10 protein-coding genes and 1 tRNA gene are annotated in these 12,062 nt (G+C 71.3%); 2 read left to right on the plus strand and 9 right to left on the minus strand.

Going from position 1 to position 12,062, the window contains the following annotated elements; all coding sequences use genetic code 11:
* Positions 1 to 25: 25 nt before the first annotated feature.
* The 5 genes from AVS7_RS16180 to AVS7_RS16195 all read right to left on the minus strand — a co-directional run bounded on the left by AVS7_RS16180 (position 26) and on the right by AVS7_RS16195 (position 4,791).
* Positions 26 to 1,255 (minus strand): RhtX/FptX family siderophore transporter, encoded by a 1,230-nt coding sequence (locus AVS7_RS16180; RefSeq protein WP_020229384.1) that lies wholly within the window; start codon positions 1,253 to 1,255, stop codon positions 26 to 28.
* The gene (locus AVS7_RS23365; protein WP_020229385.1) at positions 1,252 to 1,455 is read right to left on the minus strand and encodes a cupin domain-containing protein; all 204 of its coding nucleotides are present in this window, start codon (positions 1,453 to 1,455) and stop codon (positions 1,252 to 1,254) included. The genes AVS7_RS16180 and AVS7_RS23365 overlap by 4 nt, the downstream gene beginning before the upstream one ends.
* Before the next feature lie 24 nt (positions 1,456 to 1,479).
* Positions 1,480 to 1,650, minus strand: a complete 171-nt coding sequence (locus AVS7_RS24750; RefSeq protein ID WP_020229386.1) for a hypothetical protein — start codon at positions 1,648 to 1,650, stop codon at positions 1,480 to 1,482.
* A gap of 66 nt (positions 1,651 to 1,716) precedes the next feature.
* Positions 1,717 to 3,816 carry a TonB-dependent siderophore receptor gene (locus AVS7_RS16190; protein ID WP_020229387.1) on the minus strand — a complete coding sequence of 700 codons (2,100 nt, stop codon included), beginning with the start codon at positions 3,814 to 3,816 and terminating at the stop codon, positions 1,717 to 1,719.
* 111 nt (positions 3,817 to 3,927) lie between these two features.
* Complete coding sequence (locus AVS7_RS16195; RefSeq protein WP_020229388.1) at positions 3,928 to 4,791, minus strand: AraC family transcriptional regulator; 864 nt, start codon at positions 4,789 to 4,791, stop codon at positions 3,928 to 3,930.
* Between the two features lie 206 nt (positions 4,792 to 4,997).
* On the opposite strand from AVS7_RS16195, the gene selB reads away from it, so the two are divergent.
* Positions 4,998 to 6,920, plus strand: coding sequence for a selenocysteine-specific translation elongation factor (gene selB, locus AVS7_RS16200; protein WP_020229389.1), 1,923 nt, complete (start codon positions 4,998 to 5,000; stop codon positions 6,918 to 6,920).
* 7 nt (positions 6,921 to 6,927) lie between these two features.
* Positions 6,928 to 7,019: transfer RNA gene (locus AVS7_RS16205), tRNA-Sec, on the plus strand.
* Positions 7,020 to 7,112: 93 nt separating this feature from the next.
* Here AVS7_RS16205 and AVS7_RS16210 read toward each other — a convergent pair.
* From AVS7_RS16210 to selD, 4 genes are all read right to left on the minus strand, one after another.
* Positions 7,113 to 7,355, minus strand: coding sequence for a hypothetical protein (locus AVS7_RS16210; protein ID WP_020229390.1), 243 nt, complete (start codon positions 7,353 to 7,355; stop codon positions 7,113 to 7,115).
* Complete coding sequence (locus AVS7_RS16215; RefSeq protein WP_020229391.1) at positions 7,352 to 9,631, minus strand: FdhF/YdeP family oxidoreductase; 2,280 nt, start codon at positions 9,629 to 9,631, stop codon at positions 7,352 to 7,354. The genes AVS7_RS16210 and AVS7_RS16215 overlap by 4 nt, the downstream gene beginning before the upstream one ends.
* 22 nt (positions 9,632 to 9,653) lie before the next feature.
* Positions 9,654 to 10,745, minus strand: a complete 1,092-nt coding sequence (apbC, locus tag AVS7_RS16220) for an iron-sulfur cluster carrier protein ApbC (RefSeq protein WP_020229392.1) — start codon at positions 10,743 to 10,745, stop codon at positions 9,654 to 9,656.
* Positions 10,746 to 10,880: 135 nt separating this feature from the next.
* The gene (selD, locus tag AVS7_RS16225; RefSeq protein WP_234450028.1) at positions 10,881 to 11,930 is read right to left on the minus strand and encodes a selenide, water dikinase SelD; all 1,050 of its coding nucleotides are present in this window, start codon (positions 11,928 to 11,930) and stop codon (positions 10,881 to 10,883) included.
* Between the last annotated feature and the right edge of the window lie 132 nt (positions 11,931 to 12,062).

Raw genomic sequence — 12,062 nt, forward strand, 5'->3', positions numbered from 1 at the left:
GCACCCGAGCGATAGCGGCAACGCCCTACCCCACCCGCCCCCGTCCACCGCCCAGCCGTCCACCGCCCAGCCGCGCCGCCACCACCAGCGCCGCCAGCGCCACGGCCAGGCCCGCGGCGAAGCTGCCCGCATAGCCCGCGTGCGCGGCCAGCCCGGTGAGCGAGGACGAGGTGGCGATCTCGCCCACGTCGCGCGCGCTCTGCACCGCCGTCATGTCGGTGCCTGCCTGCGCGCCCTGGGCGGCGAAGGCCATGGCCAGCGTCATCACCGCCACCGAGGCCGATCCCGCGCCGAAGCAGCCCAGCGCCGTCGCCGCCCACACGCCCGCCACGGGTAGCGCGGGCGTCTGCACCGCCAGCCAGAGCCACAGCGCCGCCGCCAGCGCCGAGGCGCCAATGCCCAGCGCGAACAACGCCCGTGCGCCGGTGCGCCCCGCCAGCCACACCCCGCCGCCGCAGCCCAGCAGCACCGTGATGCCGCCACCGGCCATGCCCACGCGGCCCACGTCCTCCAGCGCCCAGCCCGCATCCACCAGCAGCAGCTTGGACAGGCCGTAGCCCGTGACCGCTGCCATGGCCGACAGCGCCGCCGCCAGCAGCAGCGGCCACGCCCCCGGCCGGGCGATGAAGTGCCGCAGCCGCGCCGGCGGCAGGTGCCCGGCCGCCCGGGGCCCGGCCGCGCCCTCGCGCCAGGCCAGCGCCAGCAGCAGGCTCGCGGCCACGGGCAGCGCCAGCACGGCCAGCGCGCCGCGCACACCCAGCAGGCCAGTCAGCAACAGGCAGCCCGAGCCGCCGAAGAAGAAGCCGACCATGGTGCCGCCCACCTGCAGCGCGTTGGCGCGCGCCGGCGCCGGGCCGCTGAAATGCTCGGCCGTGAAGCCGTCAGTGGCGATGTCCTGCGTGGCGCTGGCGAGCGAGCCGATGGCCGCCAGCGCCACGATGGCCGGCGCGCTCGCGCCCGACACGCCCAGGCCCGCCGCCGCCAGCAGGCACAGCAGCACCAGCGCCTGCATGGGCACGATCCAGCTGCGCCGCCGCCCCAGCGCGGGGCTCCAGTGGTTGTCCACAGGCGCGGCCCAGAGGAACTTGAGCACCCAGGGCAGCCCGACCAGCGGCAGGAAGGCCAGGCTGGTGAGCGGCGCGCCCTGGCGGCGCAGCAGCGCGGGCAACGCCTCCATCGCCAGCCCGAGCGGAATGCCCTGGGCGAAATACAGCGCGGCAACCAGCAGCCAGCGGTGAGCGACGGCGGTGCTCATGCGGCCTCCACGCGGCGGTGCTCGCTGCCCTGGCTGGGCGTGACGAACAGCAGGCGGCCTGGCTGCTCCACGCGCAGCCGGTGCCAGGTGCCGCGCGGCACCACCAGCATCTGGCCTGCCGCCAGCGGCACTTCGCATGCGGGACGGGCTGCGCCGCCGTCCAGGATCACGCAGACGCGGCCGTCGAGCAGCGCCAGCACCTCCTCGCCGCGCGGATGCCGTTCCTAGTGGTTGGCATGCACCGAGGCGCCGTCGCTCACGGCCTTGATGCCGATGATCCAGTCGGCGTCGGTGCGGCCGCGCGCGGCGAAGTCCAGGCCCTCGGCATGCGCGCCGGGGTGCAGGGCGATCAGGCGGCCGTCCAGTGCCTGGGGCCGGGGTTCGGAAAATGTCATGTCGGTATGGGATTGATAGCTGCCAGCGCTTGATGGACAAACGCTGGAGCCGGATTTAGCTTGCATTCAGAACGTGGTGCGCAGCGTCAGCATGGCGCTGCGCGGCTCGCCGTAGCGGTTGTTCCAGCTCAGGCCGGACAGGCTCTGGTAGTACGTGCGGTCGAGCAGGTTGTTGATATGGAGCGCCACGGTGGTGCTGCGCCCCAGGCGGTAGCCCACGCGCAGGTTCACCAGCCCGTAGCCACCCTGGCGCTGGGTGATGCCGCCAGATACGGCCGAAAAATCGCTCTGCATTTGCAGTCCCGCGCCCAGCGTCCAGCGCCGTTCATCCACTGGCAGCGTGTAGTTGCCCCACAGCCGCAGGATATGGCGCGGCGCGAAGCGCGCCAGCGGCTGGCCCGCGAGCGTGGCGTCGCGCACGTATTCGGTGGTGTTGTAGGTGTAGCCGGCCTGCACGCTCAGGTCACGCGTGATACGGCCCGTGGCCTCGGCCTCGAAGCCCCGGCTCACGGCCTCGCCGCTGTTGACGTAGTAGCACGCGGCGCCCGCGCACGGGTGGTCGGGGTCCTGCTGCGCGCGGTTGGTCTGGCGGATGCGGAACACGGCCAGCGACACGTTCAGGCGCCCGTCGGCCAGTTCGCCCTTCACGCCTGCCTCGTAGTTCGTGCCCTCGATCGGGTCGATGACGCTGCCCTCCCAGGTGCGCTGGGTCTGCGGCTGGAAGATCTGCGCGTAGCTCGCATAGGCGGACCACTGCGGCGTGAGCTCATAGACCACGCCGCCGTAGGGCGTGAACTGCCCGCTGATGCGCGACGTGCCCGACGCCGTCTCCTGCTCCCAGCGGCTGACGCGCGCGCCCACGATCAGCTTGAGCGGGTCGGCCAGGCTGAAGCGGCCCATGGCGTACAGGCCCGACTGCGTGGTGCGCGTGGGGCCGCGCGAGCCGTAGGCGCCGGTGGCGGGCTCGGGCACGCCGTGCGGATTCCAGCCGAAGACGTCCACCGGCGCGTTGGGCGCGGGGGTCAGGCTGGCCTGGAACTGCTCGAAGCGGGTCTTCTGGTAGTTGCCGCCCACCATCAGCTCGTGCTGGCGGCCCAGCAGCGTGAACGGGCCGCTGGCGTAGCCGTCGATGCTGCTTTGCGCACTGTCGAAGGCATAGGCCGCGCCCGTGAGCCTGGGCCCGGCCAGCGTCGCCGGATCGACCGCGCCATTGGCCCCGGCGTACTTCAGCGTCGAATCGCCCGAGAGGTGGTTGGCGTTGAGCTTGAACGCCCAGCCGTTGCCGAAGCGGTGGTCCAGCCCGGCGAAGACGCGCGTGTTGTCCCAGTCGAAGCGGTCCCAAGCCACGTCCAGGAAGGCCGAGCGCGGCAGGCCCAGGGGCTGGCCGTTGGCATAGAACGGCACGCCCGACATGTTAGTGACCGAGCGGATGCGCTGCTGGTGCGCGCCCAGGCTCAAGGTAGTCGCCGGGGCCACATCCAGCTCGGCGATGGCGTAGACGTTGCTGGACTGCTGCGTGGCCACGTCATAGAAGAAATCGCGGTCCTCGTGGCTCGCCACCACCATGCCGCGCAGCGTGCCCGCCGCGTTCAGCGGGCCGCCCACGTCGGCCTCGGCGCGGTAGCGGTTCCAGCTTCCCGCGCCCAGCGAGGCGCTGCCGCCGAATTGGCGCGGGGGCCGCCGGGGCACCAGGTTCACCGTGGCCGACGGGTTGCCCGCGCCCGCGAGCAGGCCCGCCGCGCCGCGCAGGATTTCCACGCGCTCGTACATGGCCATGTCCTGCGGCGCACTGGCGGTGCCGCCCAGCAGCACGGGCACGCCGTCCTGCTGGAACGAGTCGATCTTGAAACCGCGCGCGTCGTAGCCTGTGGTCAGCTGCTGGTAGGGCTGCACCGTGACGCCGGGCGACTGCTGCATCACGTCGTCGAGCGTGCGCAGGTTCTGCTCCTGCATGCGCCCGGCGTCGATCACCGTGAGCGACTGCGGCGTCTCGCGCAGCGTGGGCGTGAGGCGGTTGAGCGCGGTGCCCACCTCGGGCGCCGCCGTCACCTCCACGCCGGGCAGCGTGGCGGCAGGTTCCTGCTCCTGCGCTTGCACGCCCAGGGCCGCCAACGCGGCGGCGAACGCCACGGGCCGCCAGCGGCCCTGTCTGAATCCTTGCGCCATGAATCGCGCCTCCTTTTTTGATGAGAATCAATCTCAACAAAGTCTAGGAAGCCACGGCCCTCCGGATTGGCGATGGCGGAAGTTTGGCTGGCGATCGCGGAAGTAACGGCGTCAGCGCAGCGCGCTCGGCGCCACGCCGAAGCGCTGGCGGAACACCTTGGTGAAGTGCGAGTCGGTGTAGCCGCAGGCCTGCGCCGCCTGGGCCACGCTGCCGTGCCCGGCGGCGATGAGCCGATAGGCCAGCTCCAGCCGCTGCGCGCGCACGAACTCGTACACGCTGCAGCCGAACAGCAGGCGAAAGCCCGTGGTGAGCTTGTTGACGTTGGTGCCCGCCAGCCGCGCCAGCTCGGGCAGCGAGGGCGGATCGTTCAGGCGCTGGCGCAGGATGTCCTGGGCCGCGCGCAGGCGGCGCACGTCGTGCGCGCGCAGCGGGCTGGCGCTGGCAGGGCCGCCGCGCTGCTCCAGGCCAGCCATCACGGTGGCCGCCAGTTCCAGCGCCTTGCCGGCGAGGTAGACCCGGCGCGGCGCGCCCTGCAAGGGGCACATCAGCATCTGCCGGCCCAGCCCCTGCAGCACGCGGTCGGCGCGCTGGTCCAGCACCATGCCGCGCTGGCCCGAGGCGCGCCGCGCCAGCCAGTCGGCGTCGATGCCGAAGTCCTGCGCCAGCGACGCCGCCGGCATGCGCACGGCCACGTATTCGAGCGCAGCGGCGGGGTCGAACTCGTGCCGCACGGTGAAGGGCTCCCTGTTCAGGCTCAGGTGAAAGGCCGGCCCCTGCACACGCACCGCCTGGCGCTCGCGCAGCTGGTAGCGCAGTTGCCCGCCCAGCACCAGCACGAGCTTGAAGCCGGGCTTCACCACCTCGGTGGTGCATGCGGGCGCATCGAAGCGCAGCACGCCGCCGGCCAGCGACACCTGGGGCGCGACGGCGGGCAACTGCCAGCCGTAGGCAGGGTCGGCAGGGGAAAGGGGCATGCGTTTAATGGATGCCTCAAATAAGAATGATTCTTGATTATTCCCCATCCTGCAAATCCTTGTGGGTGGGCATGGCGAGCGCAGCATCCGCCTCTGGCCGATGCAATACTTGGCATAAGCACCGCTGCCGCTGGAGAACATGAGAAAAATCAGCCTCCAGCGCTTACCACACAAGCGCAACCAGCTACGAAAGAGATAGCAAACCCATGATCATCGGCACCGCAGGCCACATCGACCACGGCAAGACCTCGCTGGTGCGCGCGCTCACCGGCGTGGAAACCGACCGCCTGCCCGAGGAAAAGCGGCGCGGCATCTCCATCGAGCTCGGCTACGCCTACCTGCATGCGCCCGGCGGGCCGTCGCTGGGCTTCGTGGACGTGCCGGGCCACGAGCGCCTGCTGCACACCATGCTCGCAGGCGCCACGGGCATCGCGCATGCGCTGCTCATCGTGGCCGCCGACGACGGCGTGATGCCGCAGACGCGCGAGCACCTGGCCGTGGTGACGCTGCTGGGCGTCACCCAGGGCACGGTCGCCATCACCAAGATCGACCGGCTCGACCCCGCCACACGCGCCGCGCGGCTGGCCGAGGTGCAGGCCGAGGTGCGCGCGCTGCTCGCGCCCACGGCGCTGGCGGATGCCCCCATGTTCCCCGTCTCCGCCGTCACCGGCGAAGGCGTGGAGGCGCTGCGCTTGCACCTGCTCGCCAGTGCCCGGCCGCCCGGCGCCGCCAGCCTGCAGGACAGCGCACGCGCCTTTCGCCTTGCCGTCGACCGCGCCTTCACGCTCGCGGGCGTGGGCACCGTGGTCACCGGCGGCGTGACCAGCGGCACGGCGCGCGTGGGCGATGAACTGCGCATTGCGCCGCAAGGAACGAGCGTGCGCCTGCGCGGCGTCCATGCGCAGAACCAGCCCGCCGAAGAAGCGCGCACCGGCCAGCGCTGCGCCCTCGCCCTCGCGGGCATCGCCAAGGACGAAGTGCACCGCGGCGACTGGGCCTGCGCGCCGTCCATCGCCCTGGCCACCACGCGCATCGACGTGCAATGCCAGCTCTGGGCCGACGAGCCCAAGGCGCTGCGCTCCGGCACGCCCGTGCACGTGCACCTGGGCACCAGCGACGTGACCGGCAGCATCGTGCTGCTGGACTGCGACACGCTCGCACCCGGCGGCACCGCCCTGGCCCAGCTGGTGCTGCACGGCACCGTGGCCGTGTGGCACGGCGACCGGGGCGTGCTGCGCGATGCCTCGGCCACGCGCACCGTGGCCGGCGTGCGCGTGCTCGACCCGTTCGCGCCGCAGCGCTACCGCAAGACGCCCGAGCGCCTCGCGCAGCTCGCCGCACAGGCCCTGCCCGACCGCGCCGCACGCGTTGCCGCGCTGCTGGAACACGCCCCCCTGGGCCTGGACCTCGTGCAGACCGCCCGCGCCGAGGCCCTGCCCGGCCCGGGCGACCTGCCGCTGCCCGCGGACGCCATCCGCATCGCGGGCGACGCCCTCGCCATCGCGCCCGCCGCGCTGCAGGCGCTGCAGACGCAGGTGCTGGAGCGCCTGCGCGCCTTCCACGCCGCCAGCCCCGAGGAGATCGGCCCCGACATGCGCCGCCTGCGCCGCCTGGCCGCGCCACGCGCGGGCGATGCGCTGTGGCAGCACACGATCGAAGACCTGGCTGCCGCCCAGGCCCTCGTGCGCAGCGGCCACTGGCTGCACCTGCCCGAGCACGCCGCGCGCATGAACGCCGCCGAGGAGCAACTCGCCCAGCAGATCCTGCCCCCGCTGCTGGAGGGCGGCTTCGACCCGCCCTGGGTCCGCACCCTCGCCCAGGACACCGGCGCCGCCGAACCCCTGGTGCGCCAGACGCTCGCGAGCCTCGCGCGGCGCGGCGAGGTCTTTCAGGTGGTCAAAGACCTGTACTATCCACTGCCGACGGTCGAGCGCCTGGCAGCCATCGCGCGGGAATGCATGGCGGATGGCGAGGCGGTGCAGGCCGCGGCCTTCCGCGACGCGACCGGCCTGGGCCGCAAGCGGGCGATCCAGTTGCTGGAATTCTTCGACCGCGTAGGTTTCACCCGCCGCGTGAAGGACACGCACCTGCTGCGCCCCGGCACGCCGCTGTTCGAGGGCGGGGATTGAATTTGATGGAAGGGAAGCGTCCCTGGTGGGGCGCCCGGGCTTCAAACCCGGTGGACTGCGCCACGCGTGGTCGGAGGGTTCGACTCCCTCTCCCTTCCGCCCCTTTGCGCCGGAGGGGCCGAAGGCGCAGCGGAAGAATCAGCACCAAATCAGCGCCCGGCGCTTATTCAGCAAGCGCAAACAGCTATTCTTTTAGGAGCGATAGAGCAATGCGCACTGCACACGGCCTGCCTCGGTGAGCGCGGCCAGCCAGCGCCCGTCTTCCTGCCACACGCGCACCCAGCCGGGGCCGCGCTGGCCGCCGATCATGGCATCGCCCATGAAGCTCAGCTCGCGCAGCACGGCGCTGGCGCTCTGGCCCAGGCGCTTGGACAGGCGTGGCAGGGAGACGCCGTCGCCCCCCTCCGCCAGCGCCTGCAGGATGGCATCCCTCACGCCGCCACCAGCATCACGGGAATGGACTTGGACGTGGGCGTGCCCGCCGCCAGCGCCACGGCGGACAGCGGCACGAGCGGGTTCGTCTCGGGGTAGTAGGCCGCGAGGTTGCCGCGCGGGATGTCGTAGGCCACGAGCCGGAAGCCCTCGGCACGCCGCTCCTGGCCGTCGTCCCACACGGTGTGGATGTGGACGCGGTCGCCGTCCTTGAGCCCCAGGGCGCGGATGTCCTCGGGGTGGATGAAGACCACGCGGCGCTGGCCGTACACGCCGCGGTAGCGGTCGTCCATGCCGTAGATGGTGGTGTTGTACTGGTCGTGCGAGCGTGTGGTCAGCAGCGTGAAGACGACGCCGCCCGCGTGCCTTGCGCGGGCGCGGTGCGTGGGCGTGTCGCACGGCACGGCGTGGGGCGTGAACGCGGCCTTGCCGCTCGCGGTGGCCCAGACGCGCTCGCTGGCCGTGTTGCGCAGGCGGAAACCACCGGGCACGGCCACACGGGCGTTGAAGCCGTGGAAGTCCGGGAAGACCTTCTCGATCTCGTCACGGATGCGCGCGTAGTCCTCCACCAGCCACAGCCAGGGCACGCGGCTCTTTTCGCCCAGCGTGGCGGCGGCCAGGCGCGCGACGATGGCGGGCTCGGAAAGGAGATGCTCGGAGGCGGGCGGGTTGATCCCCATGCTCACGTGCACCATGCTCATCGAGTCCTCCACCGTCACGCCCTGCGGGCCGGCGGCCTGCATGTCGATCTCGGTGCGGCCCAGGCAAGGCAGGATCAGCGCCTCACGCCCGTGCACCACGTGGCTGCGGTTGAGCTTGGTGGCCACGTGCACGGTGAGATCGCAGCGGCGCAGCGCCTTCCAGGTTTCGTAGGTGTCGGGCGTGGCGGCGGCGAAGTTGCCGCCCAGGGCGAAGAAGACCTTGCCCTGGCCGTCCAGCATCTGCCGGATCGCCTCCACCGTGTCCACGCCGTGCGCGCGCGGCGGCGCGAAGCCGTAGACCTCGCCGAGGCGGTCGAGCAGCGCCGCTGGCGGCTTTTCCCAGATGCCCATGGTGCGGTCGCCCTGCACGTTGCTGTGCCCGCGCACGGGGCAGGCGCCCGCGCCCTCGCGGCCCAGGTTGCCGCGCAGCATGAGCAGGTCGACGATCATCTGGATGGTGGCGACCGAGTGCAGGTGCTGCGTGATGCCCATGCCCCAGCAGGCGATCACGCGATCGGCGCCGATGTAGACATCGCCCGCGCTGCGCATCTGCGCCTCGGTCAGGCCCGACTCCTGCTCCAGCAACGCCCAGCTCTCGGCGCGCAGGTCGGCGGCCAGCGCGTCGAAGCCGGTGGTGTGCCCGGTGATGAAGGCGCGATCGAGCACGCCGCCCCGTGCGTCCTCCTGCTCGATCACGTGCTTCATGACGCCCTTGACCGCCGCGAGGTCGCCGCCCACGCGCAGCTGGAAGTAGTGCGTGCTGATCGGCGTGGAGCCAAAAGTCGCCATCTCCAGCGTGTCCTGCGGGTCGGCGAAGCGCTCCAGCCCGCGCTCGCGCAGCGGGTTGAAGCTCACGATGCGCGCGCCGCGCTTGTGCGCCGCGCGCAGCTCGCCCAGCATGCGAGGGTGGTTGGTGCCGGGATTCTGGCCGAAGATGAAAATCGCGTCCGCGTGCTCGAAGTCCTGCAGCGTCACCGTGCCCTTGCCCACGCCGATCTGCGGGCGCATGGCGCTGCCGCTGGGCTCGTGGCACATGTTGGAGCAGTCGGGGAAGTTGTTGGTGCCGTACTGGCGCACGAAGAGCTGGTAGAGGAACGCGGCCTCGTTGCTCGTGCGGCCCGAGGTGTAGAAGATGGCCTGGTTCGGATCGGGCAGCGCATTCAGGTGCTTGGCGATGAGCGCGAAAGCCTCGTCCCACGCGATGGGCCGGTAATGGTCGCTGGCCGCGTCGTAGCGCATCGGGTGCGTGAGCCGCCCCTGGTCTTCGAGCCAGAAATCGCTCTGCCCGGCCAGTTCCTGCACCGTGTGGCGCTCGAACAATTCCGGCCCCGCGCGCCGCGCCGTGGCCTCGGCCGCGACGGCCTTCACGCCGTTCTCGCAGAACTCGAAGGCCGAATGGTGGTTGCGGTCAGGCCATGCGCAGCCGGGGCAGTCGAAGCCATCGGGCTGGTTGGCCGACAGCAGCGTCTTCGCGCCCTTGAGGGGGATGTCCTGGCGCAGCAGTGTGTTCTTGACGCTGCCCAGCGCGCCCCAGCCACCGGCAGGGCCTGTGTAGAACGCGATCTTCTGTTCCTTCATGGCCTGCCCCGCCGGTGGATGTTCAGGTGTTCTTGCTCACCGTGATGGTCGGGAACTTGCCCGAGAAGTCCTTGGCCTGCTGCGCGACCTTCACGGCCACCGTGCGTGCGATGGCCTTGTAGATGCGCGCCACGTCGCTGTCGGGCTCGGCCGCCACGGTGGGCCGGCCGCTGTCGGCCTGCTCGCGGATGGACAGCTGCAGCGGCAGCGCGCCGAGGCAGTCCATCCCCAGGCTCTCGGCCATCCTCTTGCCGCCCTCGTGGCCGAAGATGTGCTCCACGTGGCCGCAGTTGCGGCAGATGTGCACGGCCATGTTCTCCACGAGGCCGAGGATGGGCACGCTCACCTTCTGGAACATGGTGACGCCCTTCTTCGCGTCCAGCAGCGCGATGTCCTGCGGGGTGGTGACGATCACCGCGCCAGTCAGCGGCACCTTCTGCGCCATGGTGAGCTGGATGTCGCCCGTGCCGGGCGGCATGTCCACCAGAAGATAGTCCAGGTTGTCCCAGCGCGTCTGCGTGATGAGCTGCTCCAGCGCCTGGCTGGCCATGGGGCCGCGCCAGATCATGGCCTGCTCCTCCTTGACCAGGAAGCCGATGGAGTTGATCTGCAGGCCCATGGCGCGCTTGGGCTCCATGAGCTTGCCGTCCAGGCTCTCCAGGTCGCCCGAGGTGCCGGTCATCATGGGCTGGCTGGGGCCGTAGATGTCGGCGTCCAGCAGGCCCACGCGCGCCCCCTCGGCCGCCAGCGCCAGCGCCAGGTTCACAGCCGTGGTGCTCTTGCCCACGCCGCCCTTGCCCGAGGCGACGGCGATGATGTTCTTCACGCCCGGCAGCAGCTGCACGCCACGCTGCACCGCGTGCGCGATGACCTTGGTGGCGATGTTGACCGACACGTTCTGCACACCGGGCACCGTTTTGGCAGCCGCGATGAACTCGCTGCGCAGCGCGGGCACCAGGCTCTGGGCCGGGTAGCCCAGCTCGACGTCGAAGGCCACGTCGCCGCCCGCGATCTGCACGTTGCGCACCGCGCGCGCTGCGACGAAATCCTTGCCCGTGTGCGGATCCTTGACGCTGGCGAGCGCCGCCAGCAGATCCTGTTCCGTGAATGCCATGGCTGTGTTGTTTGCTTGTGGGAGCTGGCTAGTCTAGCCAACGCACGGTGCCACTCGCCCGGCTGGGGAGATTACAAGCCAAATCGGGCGCCAGCGCTTATCTAGCAAGCGCTGGCAGCTATCGTTAGATGAGCATCAGGCTCGCACGTCGAGCCGCGCCGCCCCGGACTGCACGCCGCCGATGACGGCCGCGTGCGCGAAGCCCTCGCGCTGGAACACGGCGAGCACGTCCTGCACGCTCTCGGGCGCGCAGGCCACGAGCAGCCCGCCCGAGGTCTGCGGGTCGGTCACCAGCGCCTGGGCCATGGGCGGCAGGCCGGAGGCCAGCGCCACGTTCTCGCCATAGCCCGCCCAGTTGCGGCCGCTGGCGCCGGTGACGAAGCCCGCAGCGGCCAGATCGGCCACGCCGGGCAGCAGCGGCACGCGGGACCAGTCGATGGCCACCGTCGCGCCCGCGCCGCGCGCCATCTCCAGCGCATGGCCGGCCAGGCCGAAGCCCGTCACGTCGGTGATGGCGTGCACGCCGGGCAGTTCGGCCAGCAGCGGGCCTGGGGTGTTCAGGCGCGTGGTGTTGGCGATCATTTCGCGGTAGTGCGCGTCGTTCAGCTGCTCTTTTTTCAGCGCGGCCGAATAGACGCCCACACCGAGCGGCTTGCCCAGCACCAGCACGTCGCCGGGCCGCGCGTCCGCGTTGCGGCGCACGCGGTCGGGGTGGACGAGTCCCAGGGCGACGAGGCCGTATATGGGCTCCACCGAATCGATGGTGTGCCCGCCTGCGATGGGGATGCCCGCTGCGCGGCACACGTCCTGCCCGCCGCGCGCGATGGCGCCGATCACATCCAGCGGCAGCTGGTTCACCGGCATGGCGACGAGGGCCAGCGCCATGATGGGCTTGCCGCCCATCGCGTACACGTCGGAGAGGGCATTGGTCGCGGCGATGCGGCCGAACTCGTACGGGTCGTCCACGATGGGCATGAAGAAGTCGGTGGTCGCCACCAGCGCCTGGCTATCGTTCAGGCGGTAGACGGCGGCGTCGTCCGAGGTCTCGATGCCGACCAGCAGCTCGGGCGGCACGACGGCAGCCGCGCCGCTGGATTTCAGGATCTCGGACAGCACGCCCGGCGCGATCTTGCAGCCGCAGCCGCCGCCGTGCGAGAGGGAGGTGAGACGGGGAGAGGTGGTCATGCCCGCGATCATCCCAGATTCACTGCGCGCCCCATCGCGGTGCATGCGCGCGGGCACGGCGCTTGCTTTGACCTTGCCAACCCGCCGGTGGCGTTGCCGGCGGGCCTCTTCAATCCGCTAACGGCGGCGGGA

This window comes from Acidovorax sp. MR-S7 (assembly GCF_000400995.2).
Taxonomy (GTDB): domain Bacteria; phylum Pseudomonadota; class Gammaproteobacteria; order Burkholderiales; family Burkholderiaceae_C; genus MR-S7.

Excerpts from the sequence above, each read along its gene's own strand:
- AVS7_RS16180 (WP_020229384.1), bottom strand. The coding sequence starts at position 1,255 with ATGAGCACCGCCGTCGCTCACCGCTGGCTGCTGGTTGCCGCGCTGTAT.
- AVS7_RS24750 (WP_020229386.1), bottom strand. The coding sequence starts at position 1,650 with ATGACATTTTCCGAACCCCGGCCCCAGGCACTGGACGGCCGCCTGATC.
- AVS7_RS16190 (WP_020229387.1), bottom strand. The coding sequence starts at position 3,816 with ATGGCGCAAGGATTCAGACAGGGCCGCTGGCGGCCCGTGGCGTTCGCC.
- AVS7_RS16195 (WP_020229388.1), bottom strand. The coding sequence starts at position 4,791 with ATGCCCCTTTCCCCTGCCGACCCTGCCTACGGCTGGCAGTTGCCCGCC.
- selB (WP_020229389.1), top strand. The coding sequence starts at position 4,998 with ATGATCATCGGCACCGCAGGCCACATCGACCACGGCAAGACCTCGCTG.
- AVS7_RS16215 (WP_020229391.1), bottom strand. The coding sequence starts at position 9,631 with ATGAAGGAACAGAAGATCGCGTTCTACACAGGCCCTGCCGGTGGCTGG.
- apbC (WP_020229392.1), bottom strand. The coding sequence starts at position 10,745 with ATGGCATTCACGGAACAGGATCTGCTGGCGGCGCTCGCCAGCGTCAAG.
- selD (WP_234450028.1), bottom strand. The coding sequence starts at position 11,930 with ATGACCACCTCTCCCCGTCTCACCTCCCTCTCGCACGGCGGCGGCTGC.